Source organism: Streptomyces sp. NPDC057253, assembly GCF_042669125.1.
Lineage (GTDB): Bacteria > Actinomycetota > Actinomycetes > Streptomycetales > Streptomycetaceae > Streptomyces.
The window spans coordinates 25,318-44,099 of the sequence record NZ_JBHUXV010000024.1 but is presented as its reverse complement, the minus strand read 5'-3'; the positions used below and the strand labels follow the sequence as shown (position 1 = coordinate 44,099).

General features: G+C 69.5%; 18 protein-coding genes. 8 read left to right on the top strand and 10 right to left on the bottom strand.

Annotated elements, in window-relative coordinates; translation table 11 throughout:
- Positions 1-89: 89 nt before the first annotated feature.
- The 4 genes from ACFULQ_RS16015 to ACFULQ_RS16000 all read left to right on the top strand — a co-directional run bounded on the left by ACFULQ_RS16015 (position 90) and on the right by ACFULQ_RS16000 (position 2,782).
- On the top strand, positions 90-500 hold the full coding sequence (locus ACFULQ_RS16015; RefSeq protein ID WP_383543683.1) for an SsgA family sporulation/cell division regulator: 411 nt from the start codon (positions 90-92) through the stop codon (positions 498-500).
- Between the two features lie 76 nt (positions 501-576).
- Positions 577-954 carry a DUF1003 domain-containing protein gene (locus ACFULQ_RS16010; protein ID WP_383543680.1) on the top strand — a complete coding sequence of 126 codons (378 nt, stop codon included), beginning with the start codon at positions 577-579 and terminating at the stop codon, positions 952-954.
- Between the two features lie 95 nt (positions 955-1,049).
- Positions 1,050-2,405, top strand: coding sequence for an NAD(P)/FAD-dependent oxidoreductase (locus ACFULQ_RS16005; protein ID WP_383543677.1), 1,356 nt, complete (start codon positions 1,050-1,052; stop codon positions 2,403-2,405).
- Positions 2,402-2,782 carry a hypothetical protein gene (locus ACFULQ_RS16000; RefSeq protein ID WP_383543675.1) on the top strand — a complete coding sequence of 127 codons (381 nt, stop codon included), beginning with the start codon at positions 2,402-2,404 and terminating at the stop codon, positions 2,780-2,782. The genes ACFULQ_RS16005 and ACFULQ_RS16000 overlap by 4 nt, the downstream gene beginning before the upstream one ends.
- A gap of 10 nt (positions 2,783-2,792) precedes the next feature.
- Here ACFULQ_RS16000 and ACFULQ_RS15995 read toward each other — a convergent pair whose 3' ends face one another.
- Positions 2,793-3,206, bottom strand: coding sequence for a hypothetical protein (locus ACFULQ_RS15995; RefSeq protein ID WP_383543674.1), 414 nt, complete (start codon positions 3,204-3,206; stop codon positions 2,793-2,795).
- Positions 3,207-3,393: 187 nt separating this feature from the next.
- On the opposite strand from ACFULQ_RS15995, the gene ACFULQ_RS15990 reads away from it, so the two are divergent.
- Positions 3,394-4,353: a sigma-70 family RNA polymerase sigma factor gene (locus ACFULQ_RS15990; protein WP_383543671.1), complete on the top strand. Its 960-nt coding sequence runs from the start codon at positions 3,394-3,396 to the stop codon at positions 4,351-4,353.
- Here ACFULQ_RS15990 and ACFULQ_RS15985 read toward each other — a convergent pair.
- Positions 4,310-5,161 (bottom strand): RNA polymerase subunit sigma, encoded by an 852-nt coding sequence (locus ACFULQ_RS15985; RefSeq protein ID WP_383543670.1) that lies wholly within the window; start codon positions 5,159-5,161, stop codon positions 4,310-4,312. The genes ACFULQ_RS15990 and ACFULQ_RS15985 overlap by 44 nt on opposite strands.
- A 191-nt stretch (positions 5,162-5,352) precedes the next feature.
- Here ACFULQ_RS15985 and ACFULQ_RS15980 point away from each other — a divergent pair, with 191 nt between their 5' ends.
- Both ACFULQ_RS15980 and ACFULQ_RS15975 read left to right on the top strand, forming a co-directional pair.
- Positions 5,353-5,583: a WhiB family transcriptional regulator gene (locus tag ACFULQ_RS15980; RefSeq protein ID WP_383543667.1), complete on the top strand. Its 231-nt coding sequence runs from the start codon at positions 5,353-5,355 to the stop codon at positions 5,581-5,583.
- Positions 5,580-7,145: a cytochrome bc complex cytochrome b subunit gene (locus tag ACFULQ_RS15975; protein ID WP_383543664.1), complete on the top strand. Its 1,566-nt coding sequence runs from the start codon at positions 5,580-5,582 to the stop codon at positions 7,143-7,145. The genes ACFULQ_RS15980 and ACFULQ_RS15975 overlap by 4 nt, the downstream gene beginning before the upstream one ends.
- Here ACFULQ_RS15975 and ACFULQ_RS15970 read toward each other — a convergent pair.
- A complete protein-coding gene (locus tag ACFULQ_RS15970; RefSeq protein WP_383543662.1) occupies positions 7,142-9,913 on the bottom strand; it encodes an AAA family ATPase in 2,772 nt (923 codons plus the stop codon). The genes ACFULQ_RS15975 and ACFULQ_RS15970 overlap by 4 nt on opposite strands.
- Positions 9,914-10,229: 316 nt before the next feature.
- Between ACFULQ_RS15970 and ACFULQ_RS15965 the strand changes: the two genes are divergently transcribed.
- Entirely contained in the window at positions 10,230-10,916 is a 687-nt protein-coding gene (locus ACFULQ_RS15965) for a sigma-70 family RNA polymerase sigma factor (RefSeq protein WP_383543659.1), read from the top strand.
- Here ACFULQ_RS15965 and ACFULQ_RS15960 read toward each other — a convergent pair.
- The 7 genes from ACFULQ_RS15960 to aceE all read right to left on the bottom strand — a co-directional run bounded on the left by ACFULQ_RS15960 (position 10,902) and on the right by aceE (position 18,742).
- Positions 10,902-11,069: a hypothetical protein gene (locus tag ACFULQ_RS15960; protein WP_383543656.1), complete on the bottom strand. Its 168-nt coding sequence runs from the start codon at positions 11,067-11,069 to the stop codon at positions 10,902-10,904. The two genes, ACFULQ_RS15965 and ACFULQ_RS15960, sit on opposite strands and share 15 nt — an antisense overlap.
- A 70-nt stretch (positions 11,070-11,139) precedes the next feature.
- Positions 11,140-11,886 (bottom strand): SDR family oxidoreductase, encoded by a 747-nt coding sequence (locus ACFULQ_RS15955; RefSeq protein WP_383543653.1) that lies wholly within the window; start codon positions 11,884-11,886, stop codon positions 11,140-11,142.
- A gap of 85 nt (positions 11,887-11,971) precedes the next feature.
- Entirely contained in the window at positions 11,972-13,672 is a 1,701-nt protein-coding gene (locus ACFULQ_RS15950; protein ID WP_383543797.1) for an FAD-binding protein, read from the bottom strand.
- Positions 13,673-13,775: 103 nt separating this feature from the next.
- The gene (locus ACFULQ_RS15945) at positions 13,776-14,273 is read right to left on the bottom strand and encodes an Ohr family peroxiredoxin (RefSeq protein ID WP_383543651.1); all 498 of its coding nucleotides are present in this window, start codon (positions 14,271-14,273) and stop codon (positions 13,776-13,778) included.
- Positions 14,274-14,349: 76 nt separating this feature from the next.
- Positions 14,350-15,246 carry an RNA polymerase sigma-70 factor gene (locus tag ACFULQ_RS15940; protein ID WP_383543649.1) on the bottom strand — a complete coding sequence of 299 codons (897 nt, stop codon included), beginning with the start codon at positions 15,244-15,246 and terminating at the stop codon, positions 14,350-14,352.
- Between the two features lie 80 nt (positions 15,247-15,326).
- On the bottom strand, positions 15,327-16,091 hold the full coding sequence (locus ACFULQ_RS15935) for a class I SAM-dependent methyltransferase (RefSeq protein WP_383543647.1): 765 nt from the start codon (positions 16,089-16,091) through the stop codon (positions 15,327-15,329).
- Positions 16,088-18,742: a pyruvate dehydrogenase (acetyl-transferring), homodimeric type gene (gene aceE, locus ACFULQ_RS15930; protein WP_383543644.1), complete on the bottom strand. Its 2,655-nt coding sequence runs from the start codon at positions 18,740-18,742 to the stop codon at positions 16,088-16,090. The genes ACFULQ_RS15935 and aceE overlap by 4 nt, the downstream gene beginning before the upstream one ends.
- Between the last annotated feature and the right edge of the window lie 40 nt (positions 18,743-18,782).

Below are 18,782 nucleotides of genomic sequence, written 5' to 3'. Positions count from 1 at the left end.
TGTCTTCCGATCCTCCTTTGAGCCCCACCGATTCATCGAGCGGTGATGTGATGAGAGAACCCGACAGTCGCACGCCGGTGGTGTGCCGAATGATGGTCCGCCTGGTCGTCGCCGAAGGAGTGGACCGGCCCGTGCTGCTCGATCTGTCCTACGACAGAGCCGATCCCTACGCGGTGTCGCTGAAGTTCCACATGTGCACCGACGCGACCGTGCGGTGGGTGGTCGGCCGCGATCTCCTCCTGGACGGGCTGGAGAGGCTCGCCGGCCTCGGCGACGTCCAGGTCTGGCCCTGTCGGGACCCGCTGGCGGACAGGGTGCACATCGCGCTGTGCCCATGGCCGAAGGAGAAGGCGGTCGTCGTGACCGTCTCGGCTCAAGCCCTGAGGGCTTTCCTTCGGCGGACCCTCGCGCTGGTGCCCACCGGCGGCGAGGAGTGCCACCTGGACATGGACGGAGCCGTCCACCAACTTCTGGGCGGCCCCGGTGAATCGCGCCGATAGGGGGCGTCGGATCCGGACCGACCGGCGCCGGTCGAGATCGCCGTCCCAGGCGCGCAGGCACCCGGTCTATCTGGAGGTGCAGAAGGAGCGCGCCGAAGACGTCCAGTTGCGGATCGCCGACGGGATCACCCGGTTCGCCGGGTCGATGTGGTTCGTCTACGTCCACGTGGTCGGGTTCGCCGCGTGGATGATCTGGACGGAGAGGAGCCCGTGGCCGACGCTGACCCTGGTCGTCTCGCTCGAAGCCATCTTCCTGTCCACGTTCGTGATGATCGGCCAGAACCGGCAGGCCGAGTTCACCCGCAAGAAGGCCGACCACGACTACGAGGCACAGGAACTCGAACTGCGTCACAACACGCAGGTCACGGAGCTCGTCCACACGCTCACCGTCGAGATCCACAAAGCAGTGCACGCCGTGGCCGCGGGAGAGCAGGACACAGGCGAGAACGCCTAGCAGGTACCCACCTCCACGCCCCGAGTCGTCGCCGCATGTCACATCGGCGCGGCCTGCTCGGTCTACAGGGTGACGGACAACAAGCAGAGGCAGTCATGCGAGAGATTCTGATCGTCGGCGGCGGCTACGCGGGCTTCTACACCGCCTGGGGCCTGCAGAAGAAGCTGCGTCCGGGCGAGGCTCGGGTCACGGTCGTCGACCCACGCCCGTACATGACCTATCAGCCGTTCCTGCCCGAGGTGGCGGCCGGCTCGGTGGAGGCACGGCACGCCGTCGTGTCGCTGCGGCGGCACCTGCGCGGCACCCGCCTGATCTCAGGCACCGTGACCAGGATCAGCAACGCGGACCGCACGGTCACCGTCCGCCCCGTGCGCGGCGACGCCTACGAGCTGGGCTACGACATCCTCGTGGTCACCGCGGGCGCGGTGACCCGCACCTTCCCCATTCCCGGACTCGCGCAGCGGGCCATCGGCCTCAAGCACGTGGAGGAGGCCGTGGCCATCCGGGACCGGCTGATGACCGCGTTCGACCAGGCCGCGTCGCTGCCGGCCGGCCCCGAGCGGCGAAGGCTGCTCACCGTCACGTTCGTGGGAGGCGGCTTCTCCGGAGTCGAGGGCTTCGGCGAACTGCTGTCGCTGGCGACCGCGATGCTCAGGTCGTATCCGGAACTGAGCCCCGACGACCTGTCCTTCCACCTCGTCGAGGCCCGCGGCCGCATCCTGCCGGAGGTGAGCGACAGACCGGGTGCCTGGGTGGTGGGTCACTTGGAGAGCCGCGGTGCTCATGTCCATCTGAACACCCAGCTGCTGTCCGCCGAGGACGGCCATGTCGTCCTCTCCGACGGAACGGAGTACGACTCCGAACTGCTCGTCTGGGCCGCCGGCAACGCCGCCAACCCGGTCGTGCACAACCACACGGACCTGCCGCTCGACGAGCGCGGCCTGCTCCGTGCCCGCGCCGATCTGCGGGTGGGCACCGACGCCGGCCCCGTGCCGGACGTGTGGACCGCCGGCGACGACGCGTCCATTCCCGACCTGGCCTCGTCGGTACCGGGCGCACGCACCGTGCCCAACGCACAGCACGCCGTGCGACAGGGCAGACTTCTCGCCAGGAACCTCGTGGCCGACCTACGCGGGCGGCGCGTGCGGAACTACCGCCACAGCAGCCTGGGCGTGGTGGCCACGCTGGGCCTGGGACGGGGCATCTTCCAGTACAAGGGCATCGTCATCAAGGGGTTCCCGGCGTGGCTGATGCACCGGGGCTACCACGTGCTCGCGGTGCCCAGTTGGGAACGGAAGATCCGCGTCCTGACCGTCTGGCTCACCGGGGCCCTGACCGGCCGGGATCTCGTGTCCCTGGCCTCGGTCCAGCACCCGCGGAACGCCTTCGTCACGGGTGGGCAACCGCAGATGCCGAGTGCCGACCGTGCGAAGGAAGGCAGCACACCATGACCATGTGGGGTTCTCGTTTCCACCGGGGGTACACCGTGGCCGCACGCGAGGAGGCCGCACGCGGCCTGCCCGACATCGAGGGCTTCCTGTACCGGGAGGCTCACAGGGGAGCGACACTCCGCCGTGTCACGGCCTTCACCGCGCGCGTGGAGGGGCTCACCCCCGAGCAGAAGCGGGACATCGAGCAGTGGTACGTCGACGAGCAGAAACAGGTCGCCCGTATGGTGACCGATCACATCGCCGAGCGCACCGGGGTGATGGAGGCGCAGCACCACGTCAGGATCCGGCACTGGCTGCGGGGAACACTCACCGGGATGGCACTGATCACACTGGCGCTGATCGCGTGCGTCGTGGTGGTCCTCGGCTCGTCGCGGTGACCGCCGTGCGCTAGGAACTCCCGGCGCGATACAAACCCCTGCCGGCGCGCCGGACGCGGGAGGAGGCGACGAGGCGGTCGAGTGTGCTGCGGACCGCGTTGATGCTTCCGCTGTCCGCGTCGCGACCGAGCGCCGCCGCGACGTCACGGGCTCGCACCTCGACGTCACCGACCTCGGCGAAGTACGCGAGGATCTGCTCCGTGAGCTTTCCGTACTGCTGCTCGTCCGTCGGAGCAGCGGCGGCCGGCGTGACCAGCGCGCTCTCCAAGGCGCCGAGGGCCCGCTGCACCGAGCCGAGATGGGCCACGACCGCCGCCAACTCCCTTTCCAGCGCCTGCTTCTGGAACTGCAGCCGGGACAGTTCCTCCTGAAGGCCCTCGGCGGTGACCTCGATGCTGTGGGCCGTACGGCTCGCGGAGACCATCGGTTCTCCCCTCCTCAACGCTTGTCGACATCATAGGCAGCGCTTCGGGTGTCAGACAGAGCATCTCGGTGTCTCGAACAGTGGCATGTGGCAGGTCCGTGGAAACACATCGTCCGTTGCTGTCACAAGCATGGGTCGGTCGCGGTCCATGCAGCGGATGAACCGTAGCAACGGAGGCCAGTGGATCATGCGTGTCGAACCGTCCCCCACCACACCTGACGACCTTGAGGACGCCGTCGCCGTCTTCGTGCACCACCGCGGTCGGCTCTTCGGAATCGCCTACCGCGTGCTCGGCAGCACCGTCGAGGCCGAGGACGTGGTCCAGGAGGTGTGGCTGCGCTGGCAGAAGACCGACCGCTCGGTGGTGCTCAGTCCCGCGGCCTTCCTGTCGAGCGCCACGACCCGCCTGGCCATCAACGTCGCGCAGTCGGCGCGCCTGCGTCGGGAGACGTACATCGGACCGTGGCTGCCGGAACCCGTCGACACCAGCGCGGACCCCGCGCTCGGCGCCGAGCGCGCGGAGGCGGTGGAGATGGCGCTGCTGCTGGTACTGGAGCGACTGACTCCAGTCGAACGCGCCGCCTACGTCCTGCGTGAGGCGTTCGACTACGCCTACGCCGAGATCGCCGACATGCTCGACGTCAGCCTCACCAACGTGCGGAAGATCGTCAGCCGTGCCCGTCGGCATCTGCTGGACGAACGGCGGGAGAGCCTGGACGCGGCTGAGCACCGACGCCTCCTCGACACCTTCGTGTCAGCGGCCAGAACGGGAGACATGGCGTCCCTGGAAGCCCTGCTCGCGCCCGATGTCGTCAGCCTCTCCGACGGCAACGGCATGCGGGGCTGTGCCCGGGTACCCGTGGTGGGCCGTGCCCGGGTGGCCAGGCTCTCGGCCTACGGTCGGCTGTGGCAGGGGGCGGTATCCGAGCTGGTCGACGCCAACGGCTCGTCGGGCGTGCTGCTGCACCGGGACGGTCGTGCCGTCGCCTTCGTCACCGCGGCCGCCTCCCGGCACGGCATTCACCAGATGCTGTGGGTGTTCGCACCGAGCAAGATCGCCGCCTTCCTCGGCTCGCGGTCACGTTTCGCGGCCGCCCCTGGTCTCACGCAGGGCGGTGGTTCCAGGACCGCAGTTTGTCGGGGTTGAGCATGACCCAGACCTGGGCGACACGGTCGTGCGAGACGTCAAGGCTGATGACAGCGACGACCCGGTCGCCGTAGCGGGCGACGAGACCGGTCCGGCCGTTGACCGAATGAGGGGTCAAGGTGGTGCGCGGGCTTCGGGCCAGGAGCGTCAGAAGGCTGTCGGTGACCTGCCGACAGCCGTGGACCGGTCCGGTCAGCGCCCGTACCTTGCCGCCACCGTCGAAGAACGCCGTCGCGTCCGAGCACAGCAACGACGTGAGCAGTTCGCCGTCCGCGATGGCACACGCCCCGTGCACGGCGTGGACGACGGCGTCATGCTGCCGCGGTGTCGTGGAGCGGGTGCGGCGCAGTCGCAGCCGCTGCCTGGCCCGTGCGGCGAGTTCGATGAGTTCGGGCTCCGTACGGCCCACGAGGTCGGCGACAGTGCCCGGTGCCATCCCGAAGGCACGGAACACGAACGCGGCGCGCTCGGCGGTCGACAGCGACTCCAGCGCGTTCAGTACGACCCTCCCGGCCTCCTCCTCCACCTGCGAGGGCCGGGTCCCATGCCGCTCCCCCTGGCCGGCCGCACCAGGGGCGGATCGCGCGAGACGGTCCAGGCAGATCCCGCCCACGGTCTTCGCCAGCCAGGACCGGGGGCCGGTCACCTGCCGACGTGCCGCGTCGGACAGCCCGTACCACCGGCGGTACGCCTCGTCGACGACGCTTTCCGCGGCGTCCGGGTCGCCCAGCATCCAGTGGGCGACGTCGAGCAGAAACCGGCGCTCCTCCCACAACTCGCCGATCGGCACCGCATCGCTCTGGTCCACAGGGCATCCTCGCTCTCGCTCGCGCTGCCCCGCACGCGGCAGGGTGTCGGCTCACCCCGTAAGACCGGCAACGCCCGGATCGTGTGACACGGGCCCGTCGCAGCCACGTGTCACATACGCGGCCGTTGTCCGGTCTTACAGAACAACACCGCGCTTCTTTTCCCTTGAGTGCTGAACGAGGTGACCATGCCATGCAGTGGCGTGAACGGGCGGCCTGTCTGCACGTAGACCCCGACCTTTTCTTCCCCATATCCAGCAGCGGTCCCACCCTTCGGCAGATCGACGAGGCGAAGGCCGTCTGCGGACGCTGTCCGGTCGCGGAGCGGTGCCTCGACTGGGCTGTGCGGATGGGCCGGGTGGACGGCATCTGGGGTGGAACGACGGAAAGTGAACGGCGAGCGATGCGGGTGGCAATGCCATGAGCAAGGGTGAAAAGGTGGCCGACTGGGCCGAGGGACGCTTGGGCGTTCGCCGTCCGGTCAGAGAAAGGACGCGACGGGCGTTTCCCGACCACTGGTCCTTCATGCTGGGCGAGATCTGCCTCTACAGCTTCGTCGTTCTCGTCGTCACGGGCGTGTATCTGACCTTCTACTTCCATCCGTCCATGAAGGAAGTGCAGTACAACGGGAGTTACGCCCCACTGCGCGGTCAGATGGTGTCGGAGGCCTTCGACTCGACCCTGCACATATCCTTCGACGTCCGCGGCGGTCTGCTGATCCGGCAGGCCCATCACTGGGCGGCGTTGGTCTTCGTCGCCGCCCTGCTGGCCCACATGATGCGGGTCTTCTTCACTGGCGCCTTCCGCAAGCCACGCGAACTCACGTGGCTGATCGGTTTCCTCCTGTTGGTCCTCGCCATGTTCGCCGGGCTGACGGGATACGACCTCCCGGACGACCTTCTGTCCGGTACCGGCCTCGCCGTGGTGAACGGAACGATCCTGTCCGTTCCCCTCGTCGGAACGTACCTGTCGATGTTCCTCTTCGGCGGCGAGTTCCCCGGCGACGAGCTGGTGGCGCGCTTCAACACCATCCATGTGCTGGTCATCCCCGGCCTCATGGTGGGACTGCTGACCGCCCATCTGATCCTGATGCTCCGCCACCGGCACACCCAATACCCGGGACGCGGGCGTACCAACAGGAATGTCGTGGGTGTGCCGGCGAAGGTGCACATGGTCAAGTCCGCCGGGTACTTCCTGCTGGTGACGGGTGTCGTCTTCGTCATGGCCGCGGTCGCGCAGATCAACCCCGTCTGGCAGTACGGTCCCTACCGTGCCGACCAGGTGTCGGCCGGGTCGCAGCCCGACTGGTACATGGGCGTGGCGGACGGACTGCTCCGGGTGATGCCGGGCTGGGAGGTCAGCTTCTGGGGTCACACCCTGGCACTCGACAACCTCATTCCGCTGACCGTGGGTGTCGGTCTCTTCCTCGCCCTGGGCGTGTATCCGTTCATCGAGTCCTGGGCGACCGGTGACAAGCGCGAGCAGAACCTTCTTGACCGCCCACGCAACCGTCCCGTTCGGACGGCATTCGGAGTCGCATGGCTCAGTTTCTACGGAGTGTCCTTGATCGGCGCCGCCAACGACATCATCGCCATCCGTTTCCACGTCCCGATCGAGTCGGTGACATGGGCGGTCCGCATCGGACTCCTAGTCGTTCCTGTCACGGCGTTCGTACTGACCAAACGCCTGGCCCTCGGCCTCCAGCGCGGCGACCGCGACAAAGTGCTGCACGGACGCGAGACCGGCATCATCAAACGATTGCCCGACGGCGAATTCGTCGAGGTGCATGAGCCACTGCGTCAGGAGGAACTCCACGTCCTCACCCAGCACGAGCAGTATCAGCCGATCGGTCCCGGTGTCCGCCCCTCCCAGCGACTGCGTTCCCGGATCAGCGGCATCCTCTACGGAGAAGGCACGCAGATCATCAAGCCGACCGCTCGGGAATACCAGGCGCTGCACAAGGGGGCCGGCGGCGACCACGCCTAGGCTGACGCCGCCTCGCCCGTCAGCCTTACGGTGCGCATCTCCTTGCGGGAGGTGATGCCCAGTTTCGAGAACACCTTGCGCAGATGCCATTCGACCGTGTGGGGACTGATGAACAGCTGGGCGCCGATTTCTGGATTCGTCAGACCGTCCCGGACCAGGCGGGCGATCTGCTCCTCCTGAGGGGTGAGAGCCACCTGCGCGGCGGCGGAATTCCTGCGGACCCTCGCTCCCGTCGCCTGCAGTTCGCGGCGCGCGCGTTCGGCGAAAGCCTCGGCTCCGATGTGGCCGAGCATGTCGTGCGCGGTGCTCAGGTGCGCACGAGCGTCGGCCCGGCGGTTCTCGCGGCGCAGCCATTCCCCGTACAGCAGGTGGGTCCGGGCGAGGTCCATCCGCACGCCTGTGCCACCGAGCCGCTCGATCGCCTCGCGGTACAGGGCTTCGGCCACCTGCCCCTCGCTCACCAGGGCACGAACACCGGCCGCGGTGCCGAGCGCCCAGTCGGTACCGCTGGCCTGCGCCATGTCGCTGATCTTGGACACCGCCACGGCCGCGTCCGCGGGTCTGCCCAGTCGTACGGCAGCCTCGATCAGCTCGACCGTGGACTGCAGGGAGAGACCGAGTTCCTGCGGGTTTTCGCACCCCCGCAGAGCCGCCGCATACGCCTCCGCGTATCTGCCGAGGCCGTTGTACAGCACCGCCGCGGCCCACTGCGTGGCGGTCTCCACCTTGCCCTCCCCGCGCAGCAGGAGGTCCTGGGTGACCGCGTCGATCGCCTGCCGGGTCGTGGCCTCCCTGCCCTTCCAGGGCTCGACGACCAGCGCGCTGTAGTGCGCGAAGAAACTGCTCCCGGTCGCCTCACCGATCGCCGTCGCCTCCGCCACGAGAGAGCGGGCACCGGCGAGATCACCGGCGAAGACCCGGTTCGAGAGACGGAGCAGCAGGGCCGAGGGCAGCACCGAGACCGCTCCGGTCTCGCGCGCGAGGTCGACCAGCCGTGCCGAGAGCACGGACCAGCTTTCGAAGTCCCAGGTGCTGTGGGCCAGGCGGCAGGCGAGCGGCAGCCAGCCGAGCCCTTCCTTCGGCGGGATCCCGCCGGCCCGGAACTCGGCCAGCGCCCGGCGCAGCAACGGCGCGCCCGCGGCATAGCCCTCTGTGATCAGCCGAGCCTGCCCGTCCAGCAGGAGATCGTCCCGCGTCGGCTCGGCGGGCGCGGGTGTGGCGAGAATGGCCTGAGCCACTTCGAAGATCCCCTTGCCGTGCGGCAGCCGGCCGGCGGTGAGGGCCGCGTAGATCGCGTCGCGGTACGTCTCACGGGCGAGCCCGGCGTCCAGCGGCTCCAGCCGCCGTGCCGCTTGCAGCAGCAGCGGCAGACCCGCGCCGGCACTGCTGGACGCGGTCATGATCCGACCGCGCAGCAGGATCGACCGTGCGGCCCCGAACTCGTCGAGCGGGCCCAGCTCGGCCGCGCCCGCCAGTTCCCGCGCGGCCTCGAAGGCGCCGGCCTGGTATTTGGCGTGTGCCGCCGCCAGTGCCCTGGCTCCACGGCTGGCGGGATCGGGCGTCAGCTGGGTGGCCCGGTCGAGGAAGGCCGCCGCCGCGGCCACTCCCCCACGTGCCTGCGCACGGTCCGCCGAACGCTCCAGTTCGACGGCCACCGCCTCGTCGGGGCCGACCGTCGCACGCGCCAGATGCCACGCCCTACGGTCCGGATCGAGCTTGGGGTCGGTCACGTCGGCCAGGGCTCTGTGTGCCTCGCGCCGGTCGTCCGGGACCGCCGCGCGATAGGCCGCCGAACGCACCAGCGGGTGCCGGAAGCGCGCCCAGGTGCCGAGGGTGATCAGTCCCGACGCTTCGGCGTCCGCCGCGGCCGCGTCCACGGCGATCCCCAGTTGTTCGGCGGCGCGCCTGAGAAGTGTCGTGTCACCGACCGGTTCGGCGGCGGCGATGAACAGCAGGCGCTGCGTCTCGGCGGGCAGCGCCCGGACACGGCGTAGGAAGTCCTGCTCCAGTCGGTTCGACACGGGCCCCGTACGGACGCGCCCCGAGTCGCCGGTCAGTTCCAAGGCCTTCAGCGTGTGGGGCAGTTCAATCAGGGCAAGCGGGTTGCCACGCGTCTCCTCGACGATGCGGTCACGCACTCTGCGGTCGAGCGGGCCGGTGACGACCGAGGCGAGAAGCTTGCGGGAGTCTTCCTCGAGCAGCCCGGTCAGAGGCAGTTCGGGCAGGCCGATGAACATCTCGCTGGTGGTGGGCTCGCGCACGGCGACGGCGAGCACGACCGACTCCGCGAGCAGTCTGCGGGCGACGAACTCCAGGGTCTGTGCGGACACGTGGTCGAGCCATTGCGCGTCGTCGACGACGCAGAGCAGCGGCTCGCTCCCGGCGGCGTTCGAAAGGAGGCTGAGTGTGGCCAGACCCACCAGGAACCGGTCGGGCGCGGCTCCGATGTGCAGCCCGAACGCAGTGCGCAGCGCGTCGCGCTGGGGTTCCGGGAGGCTGTCGATTCCTGGCAGAAGGGGCGCACAGAGCTGGTGCAGGCCCGCGTAGGACAGCTCCATCTCGGACTGGACGCCTGCAGCGCTGACGGCACGGCATCCGGTGGCACGCTCCAGCAGGTACTTCAGCAGCTCGCTCTTGCCGATCCCCGCCTCACCTCGCAGGACCAGGACTCCGCTCCGCCCGTCCTTGGCGCCCGCCAGCAGGTCGTCGAGAGCGCGGCGCTCATGCTGCCTGTCGATGAGCCCTGCTCCGGAACCGCGGCTCGTCATGGCAGTCTCCCGCGTCAGATCCTCCCGGCGGCGCGTCGGCCGGGGCGTGCCGGATCACGGCGGCCGTGGTGCGACCGAGGCGAACCTGATCCATCGTAGACGGCTGCGAAAGCGGGGAACTCCCGGGTTTGACCGAACGGGACGGATCAACCACCGACCGGAACGGCGATCCGGCCGGGCCCCGGCCACGGACCCCCCACGGCACGACCACGCAGTCCCCTACGGGCTTCCAAGGGCGCGCCGGACCTCCCCCGGGCGCGACATTGGTGCCGGCTGCCCTTCGAGCTGCTGACCTACGAGGCAGAGGAGCCGGACCGTGGACACACATGTGAGCGAAACCAGGAAGAGCCGGGAGACGGCGGGCACGTCCGCCATCGCGCTGGACGACGCGACCTGGTTGTTCGTACAGGCCAGGCCCGCACTGCTCACCCTCGCCCGGCAGATCGTCGGAAACGCGCACGAGGCCGAGGACGTCCTCCAGGAGGCGTGGTTGCGGTGGCAGGGCGCCGACCGCAGGGCTGTCTCCAACCCGTCGGCGCTGCTCAGGAAGACCACCGTCCGGCTGGCCATCAATGTCGTCCAGTCCGCCTGGAAGCGCCGGGAGTCCTGCGTCGGCCCCTCGTTCCCCGAGCGGATGGACGACGAGGCGAACCCCGAAGCGGTGGCCGCGCGCCAGGACGCCGTGGAGCGAGCGGTTCTCCTGCTGATGGAGACCCTGACGGCGCGGCAACGTGCCGCGTACGTCCTGCGGGAGGGGTTCGGCTACCCGTACGACCGGATCGCCGAGATCCTGCACCTCAGCGTCGTCAACACGAGGCAGCAGGTCGCTCGCGCCCAGCGGCGTCTCACCGGGGATCTCAACGGGGACCACCGCGGGCAGCCAGTCGACTCCGTCGCGCACCGGCGTCTCGTTCAGGCGTTCTTCTCGGCGGCGCAGACCGGTGACCTGGGGCACCTGGAAAGGGTGCTGTCGACCGCGGCGAACGGATCAGGATCTCGTTGACCTCAGTGCGGTGGAGATGACGTTCATTCGCTCGCCTAGATCCGCGAGTTCCTGGCGCAGTTCCGTGACCCTGATACGCAGCTCGGCGGCTTCCGCGGTGAGCCCTTCGAAAGTGGCGGAAAGGTCGACGCGGTTTTCATCGACGAGGGACATGGTGTCTCCAGGACTTTGCACGCAAGGGTGGCCCTCTCCCTTCGATGAGGATGAGGGCCACCCGGGGACATTACTTCTGCTGTGCGAGCCAGTCGGCGAACCGGGTCTGCGCGATGTGCGCGTCCGGGCCCGGAAGGAGCGTGTTCTCCTCCAGCGGTGCACCCCAGTACGTCGCCTGCGGGTCCGTGACGATCTTCCGCGGGTCGTCCAGGGCGGTCAGCCCCATGCGGATGAACTCCTCTAGTTGGAACACGTCAGGGCCGCCGACCTCCACCACCCCGCCCACCGGTGCGCCGACCGCGGTGCGGGCGACGGCCGCGGCCACGTCGTCGGAGACGATGGGCTGGATCTTCGCGTCGGGCAGGTGGACGGTGTCGCCCTGGGTGACACCGTCGGCGAGGCCCTTCGCGAACTCGAAGAACTGGGTGGCGTGGACGATGGAGTAGGGGTTGCCGGATGCCTTGATCAGGTCTTCCTGGACCTGCTTGGCCCGGAAGTAGCCGCTTCCCAGCAGGCGGTCGGTGCCGACCACGGACAGCGCCACGTGATGCGCCACGCCGGCCTGGGTCTCGGCCTTCAGCAGGTTGGTCGTCGAGGTGCGGAAGAACTCCATGACCGCCTCGTCCTCGAACGAGGGCGAGTTCGACACGTCGACCACCACCGACGCACCCTCCAGGACCTCGGCCAGCCCCTCGCCCGTCAGCGTGTTGACGCCGGTGTTGGGTGACGCCGCGACCGCCTCGTGTCCGTGCGCGCCGAGCCCGGCGACCACCTTCGAGCCGATGAGCCCGGTTCCACCGATCACTACGACCTTCATGACGGAATTCCTTTCGGGTTGTCCTGATGCCTGTATCAGTAGAGACCGGGCACCGGATCTGTTTGTGACACCTTCTGCCGGGTTCCTATTCGACGAGTTTTCCCGTGGTCGAGACTTCCTGCATGAGGGAGGAGATCTCGTCGGGGACGGTCGGAATGCTTTCGCGGGTGACACCCGTGGTAGGGGACCACACGAGATTCACCTGGAGAGTGGAATCCAGGTCGGGATAGTCGCTGCGGTTGTGGCAGCCACGCGTCTCGCGGCGCTCCAGCGCCGACTCCAGGGTGGCCCGGGCGGCGAGTGCGGCGGACTTGAGGTCGAAGGCGTGCGCGAGGTCCTGGTAGCCGGCGATGTCCGGGTGGATGCCGACGTCCTGCATCCGCTTCTCGATCACCGCGAGTTCCGCCAGCCCCGCGCGCAGTCCGTCCTCGTCGCGGACGACACCGGCGTGCTCGGTCATGCTGTTGCGGATGGCGCGTTGCAGCGCGCGCACGTTCTCCGGCCCGTCCGCGGCGAGCAGGTCGTCGATCTCGGCGCGGGCCTCGGCGACAGCCGAGGCCGACCGTGGTTGCGCGGTCAGCGACTGCGAGTAGGTGGCGGCCGCCTGACCGGTGATCCGGCCGAACACCAGCAGCTCGATCAGGCTGTTCCCACCGAGGCGGTTGGCGCCGTGCAGCCCGCTCGACGCCTCGCCGATGGCGTACAGACCGCGCACGTCGGTGCTGTGGTCCTCCGGACGCACCCACACCCCGCCCATCGAGTAGTGCGCGGTGGGCGCGATCTCGATCGGCTCGCGGGTGATGTCGAGCATCTGGAGGTCGAGCAGGGTCTGGTAGACGCGGGGCAGCCGCGTCATGATCGTCTGCCGGGGCAGGTGCGAGACGTCGAGCCACACACCTCCCTTGGGCGTGCCACGGCCTTCCTTGATCTCCGTGTACGCGGCCAGGGCGACGCGGTCGCGGGTGGACAGCTCCATGCGCTCGGGGTCGTAGCGGGCCATGAAGCGTTCGCCGAGCGCGTTGCGCAGGATGCCGCCCTCGCCCCGGGCCGCCTCGCTGACCAGGGTGCCGGCCGCGTTCTCCGGCTCGATGATCCCGGAGGGGTGGAACTGCACCAGTTCGGCGTCCCGGAGCCGGGCTCCGGCCTCGACGGCCAGCCGGAAGGAGTCGCCCGTGTTCTCGTCACGCCGCGAAGAGGTGCGCCGCCAGATGCGGGTGTGGCCGCCCGCCGCGAGGATGACCGCGTCGGCGTGGATCAGGTAGCGCCTGCCGCTGGTGAGGTCGAAGCCGTACGCCCCGAACACGGCGCCCTCGTGCACCAGCAGCCGGGTGATGTACACCCCCTCCAGCACCGGGATGTCGAGTTGGTCGGCCCGCCTGATCAGCGTGCGCTGGATCTCCAGGCCCGTGTAGTCGCCGGCGAAGGCGGTCCGCCGGAACTTGTGCGCGCCGAAGAAGCGCTGCGAGATACGGCCGTCCTCCTCGCGGGCGAAGGCCATGCCGTAGCGCTCCAGGTCGTCGATGCCCCGGGCGGCGCCCTGGGTGACGATCTCCACGGTGCGGGGATCGGCTAGCAGGTAGCTCTCCTTGAGGGTGTCGGCGGCGTGCTGCTGCCAGCTGTCCTCGGGGTCCATGGTGGCTAGCGCCGCGTTGATGCCGCCGGCCGCCAGTGCCGTATGGGCGTCCTCCTTGGGGCGCTTGCCGACGGCCAGGACGTCGATGCCGGCCTCGGCCAGCTCGATCGCCGCGCGCAGACCGGCACCTCCGGTGCCGATCACCAGCACCATGGTGGCGAGACGTTGTTCGGTGACGGGCACGGTCCACTCCGATCGCTGGGGTCTTCATCCAGTACGACCGGACAGTCCCGCGTTCTGTGACACCGAGCGGGCTTCAGGGGGCCAGGGTGATGGTCGTCGGTGTGCCGTGCCAGGCCATCCTCGCGTAAGGGCACAGCGCGTCGGCCCGTTGCAGGAGCGGAGCGGCGGCGTCGGGGGTGACGCCCGGCCAGTCGACGACCAGGTCGATGTGCAGGGCGTAGCCCCCGTCCTGCGGACTGCGGCCGAACGCCACGGTCGCCTCGACGGAGATCGTGGCGGGGTCGAGCGCGGCCTGGCGGGCGACGAGGCTCAGCGCGCCGTGGAAGCAGGCCGCGAACCCGGCGGCGAACAGCTGCTCGGGGTTGGTTCCCCGGCCGTCTCCGCCCAGTTCGGCAGGGAGGCGCAGGTCGAGGTCGAGGAAGCCGTCGTCCGAGCGCGCCCTGCCCGAGGCTCTCCCGTGGGCGGCCGTCCCGCCGGTCACGGTGACCGTGGTGGTGTAGAGGGGAGCGAAGGAGTCCCCGTCGAAGTCCTGCTCGGTGGACAAGTCGGGCGGCCGGACAGGTTCGGTCATCGGGCGCACCTCTGTGTGGGGGTCTCGGACCACTGGTTGACCGACGAGGGCCCGTTGGTGTGACGCCCCGGCCCGTTCAGGGGCGCCGGGATGCCACGTAACGTGCCAGTTTCTCCGGGTTCATGACCCACATGGCCCGCTCGATGCCGCGCTCCGAGATGTCGAGGGTCAGCAGGACCACGGGTGTCCCGCCGTCCGTGACGAGGGCGGCCGGACCGCCGTTGGCCTCGACCCACTCGATCTCCTTGTGCGGCCAGAAGCGCGGGCCGAAGGCGGCGAGGTACCTGGAGACGTGCACCGGGCCGAAGACCGGAATCCGGGAAGCCCCGCGCAGCCCGTTCCCGTCGGTGTAGCTCACCACGTCCTCGGTGAGGATGTCCTCCAGCACGGCCAGGTCACCGGTCTGTGCCGCGGTGAGGAACACCTCCATGAGGCGTCGGTGTTCGGCGGCGTCGACGGGCTTGCGGCGCTCCGAGGCGATGCGCTTGCGCGCGCGGCTCACCAGCTGGCGTGCGTTGGTCTCGTTGGTCTCCAGCATGTCCGCGATCTGCAGGTACGGGTAGTCGAAGGCCTCCCGCAGTACGTAGGCCGCTCGCTCCACCGGGTTCAGTTTCTCCAGGAGGAAGAGGACCGCCAGGTCGAGCGCCTCGGCCCGTTCGGCGCCCAGCTGCGGATCGGCGCGGGTGTCGATGGGCTCAGGCAGCCAGGGACCGGTGTACGACTCGCGCCGCACCCTCGCGGACTGGGCGAGGTTGATCGCCAGCCTGGCGGTGACGGTGGTGAGGAACGCCTTCGGCTCGCGGACCGCGCCACGGTCGGTGTGCTGCCAGCGCAGCCACGCCTCCTGGAGAATGTCCTCGGCCTCCGCGGTGCTGCCGAGGACGCGGTAGGCGATGCCGTAGAGCTGGGGCCGCACCGCCATGAACACCGTGGTCGCCTCATCGAGGGAGTTCACGCCGTCCCCCATACCCATACGTGCCGCCTTCAGTTCCGACCCGTTCCCGCAAACGCTTGCCCATCGTATGCGGGCGGGTCACGACCGCGCGGCGCACATCATGGTGGGGCCAGTCGTACGGCCAGTACGGACGGCTCCGGTCGTACGGGCAGCGCGATGAAGCCTTCCTCCTCCAGTTCCGCGATCAGCCGACCGCGCGACGCGGGCCACATCCAGAACGTCTCGTCGTGCCGGCGCAGCACCCGCCCGTCACCGCACACCCAGTAGTCGAACCGTGCCCGGATTCGGTCCCCCTCGGCCGACGTCACCAGGCGGCCCCCGTACTCGTGCCGGCCGACCGTCCGGGTCGGCAGCGCATGGGTGGTCGTGCGACGCGGCAGGCGAGCGGGTGGCAGCTGGACGAGCAGGACCCCTGTGGGTACGAGTGCCTCGGCCACGGCCGGCCACAGCGCCCGGCGTGCGGCCGGGTGCAGACAGGCGACGGTGTTGTGGCACACGGCCACGTCCGCCACCGCACACAGTCCCGTCTCGTCGAGCGCCTGCGGATGCACGGTCACCCGCGTCGTGAACTCCGCGCCCAGGGATGCCAGGCGCGTCATCAGCGGGGTGCGCATCGAGCGGGCCGGTTCCACCGCGTGCACGGGGACCCGCGACTCCACGAGACTCATCAGCGTGACCCGCCCGGTGCCCGCGCCGACGTCCAGCACACCGGTCCGGGCCCCGCGGACGTCGTCGCGGTAGAGCGAGCGCACCCGGGCCTCGTCCCGCTCCGCCTGGAGGACGTCGTAGAACTCGGCACTGATCGCATAGGCGTCCTGATGCCGCTCAGGGGCATCGACCGGCGGCGGGTTCACGACGGTCACCCGCGCCATCCGTACCACTCGCGGGCCTGCCCGACCGACTCCGAGCTGACCGCTCCGGCGCGCGCCAGCCGGTCCAGGGCGGCCACGACGATCGACTCGGCGTCCACACGGAAGTAGCGTCGTACGGCGTCCCGGGTGTCCGACAGCCCGAAGCCGTCCGTGCCCAGTGACGTGTAGTCGTGGCCGACCCACTGGCTTATCTGGTCGGGCACCTGCCGCATCCAGTCGCTGACCGCGAGCACCGGTCCGGACGCGTCAGCGAGCGCCGCCGTCACATAGGGGACGCGTTCCTCGCCCCTCAGCCGTGCCCGGTCGGCGTCGAGCGCATCGCGGCGCAGCTCCGTCCAGGAGGTCACCGACCAGACGTCCGCATGGACGCCCCACTGGGACAGCAGCAATTCCTGGGCGTACAGCGCCCAGTGGATGGCCGCGCCGGAGGCCAGCAGCTGGATCCGCGGCTCCGTCCCGGCGGGCTCGGCTGCCTGGCGGAACCGGTAAATGCCCCGCAGGATGCCCTCCTCCACGCCGGGTCCGGCGGGCATCGCGGGCTGCTCCTTGGGCTCGTTGTAGACCGTCAGGTAGTAGAAGACGTCCTCGGGACGGTCGCCGTACATACGGCGCAGACCCTCCTTGACGATGACCGCGATCTCGTAGGCGAACGCCGGGTCGTAGGACACGGCCGCGGGATTCGTGGAGGCCAGCAGGTGGGAGTGTCCGTCGGCGTGTTGGAGTCCCTCCCCCGTCATCGTCGTACGGCCCGCCGTCGCACCGACGACGAACCCGCGCCCCATCTGGTCGGCCAGCGCCCAGAACTGGTCGCCGGTGCGCTGGAAACCGAACATGGCGTAGAAGATGTAGAACGGGATCACGGGTTCGCCGTGAGTGGCGTACGAGGTCGCCGCGGCGGTGAACTCCGCCATGGAACCGGCCTCGGTGATGCCCTCGTCGATCAACTGGCCGTTGCGCGCCTCCCGGTAGTAGAGCAGCTGGTCCGCGTCGACCGGTTCGTAGGTCTGACCGTCCGGCGAGTAGATTCCGGCCGTCGGGAACAGGGACTCCATGCCGAAGGTGCGGGCCTCGTCCGGGATGATCGGCACCCACCGCGGTCCCGTGTCCTGGTCGCGCATCAGGTCCTTGACCAGGCGTACCAGAGCCATGGTGGTGGCCACTTCCTGATGGCCGAAGCCCTTCTCCAGGGTTTCGAAGGGGCGGTCCGGCGACTGCTTCAGCGGCTTGGCCACCACCCTGCGCACGGGAACCGGGCCACCCAGTGCCGCCCGCCGCTCATGCAGGTACCGCACCTCCTCCGACTGCTCTCCCGGGTGCCAGTACGGCACCACGTCACCGCTCAACGCACTGTCGGGGATGCGGAGTTCGAGCAGGTCGCGCATCTCGCGGAACTGCGCCATGGTCAGTTTCTTCATCTGGTGGTTGGCGTTGCGCGACGCGAAGGCCGAGCCGAGCGTGTGCCCCTTCACCGTCTGGGCGAGGACGACCGTCGGTGTCCCCCGGTGCTCGACGGCCGCGCGGTAGGCGGCGTGGACCTTGAGCGGTTCGTGCCCGCCCCGGGAGTCCGCGAACAATTCGGTCAAACGGCTGTCGCTCAGTCCGGCGGCGAGAGCGGAGAGCGCGTCGCCCGTGAAGAAGTGCTCGCGGAGGTAGGTGGCGTCCCGGGCGGCGTACGTCTGCAGCTGGGCGTCGGGCACCTCGCCGAGACGGTGGACGAGGGCTCCGGTGGTGTCCTGGCTCAGCACGGGGTCCCAGGCCTCGCCCCAGAGGGCCTTGACCACGTTCCAGCCCGCGCCGCGGAACCTGGCCTCGAGTTCCTGCACGATCTTGGAGTTCGGCCGCACGGGCCCGTCCAGGCGTTGGAGGTTGCAGTTGACGACGAAGGTGAGATTGTCGAGGCGCTCGCGGGCGGCGAGCGCCAGCGCCGCCGTCGACTCCGGCTCGTCCGTCTCGCCGTCGCCGAGGAAGGCCCACACGCGCGACGCGGAGGTGTCCTTGATGCCGCGGGCGTGCAGGTAGCGGTTGAACCGGGCCTGGTAGACGGCGGCGAGCGGACCGAGACCCATCGACACGGTCGGGAACTCCCACAGCCACGGCAGGCGACGCGGGTGTGGGTAGGACGGCAGCCCGTGGCCGTCGGCCTCCCGCCGGAAACCGTCCAACTGCGCCTCGCTCAGGCGCCCTTCGAGGAACACCCGGGCGTAGATGCCAGGCGAGGCATGCCCCTGGAAATACAGCTGGTCGCCCGAGCCGGTGCCGTCCTTGCCCTGGAAGAAGTGGTTGAAGCCGATCTCGTACAGCCAGGCCGCCGACGCGTAGGTGGAGATGTGGCCGCCGAGCCCGAAGCGGGAGCCACGGGTGACCATGGCCGCCGCGTTCCACCGGTTCAGGGCGGTGATCCTGGCCTCCATGGCGACGTCGCCGGGAAAGGCGGGCTGCGCCGATGCCGGGATCGTGTTGATGTAGTCGGAGGTCAGGAGCCCGGGCAGGGACACACCGGACCGGGCCGCGAACTCGTGCACCCGTCGCAGCAGGTAACCGGCCCGGTCCGGCCCCGCGTTCCGTACGACGGCGTCGAGCGAGGCCTGCCATTCAGCGGTCTCCTCCGCGTCCCGGTCGGGTAGTTGGTCGAGCTCACTCATGGCTGATTCCTGTCGGGGTGCGGTGCGGGGAGACGGTGGG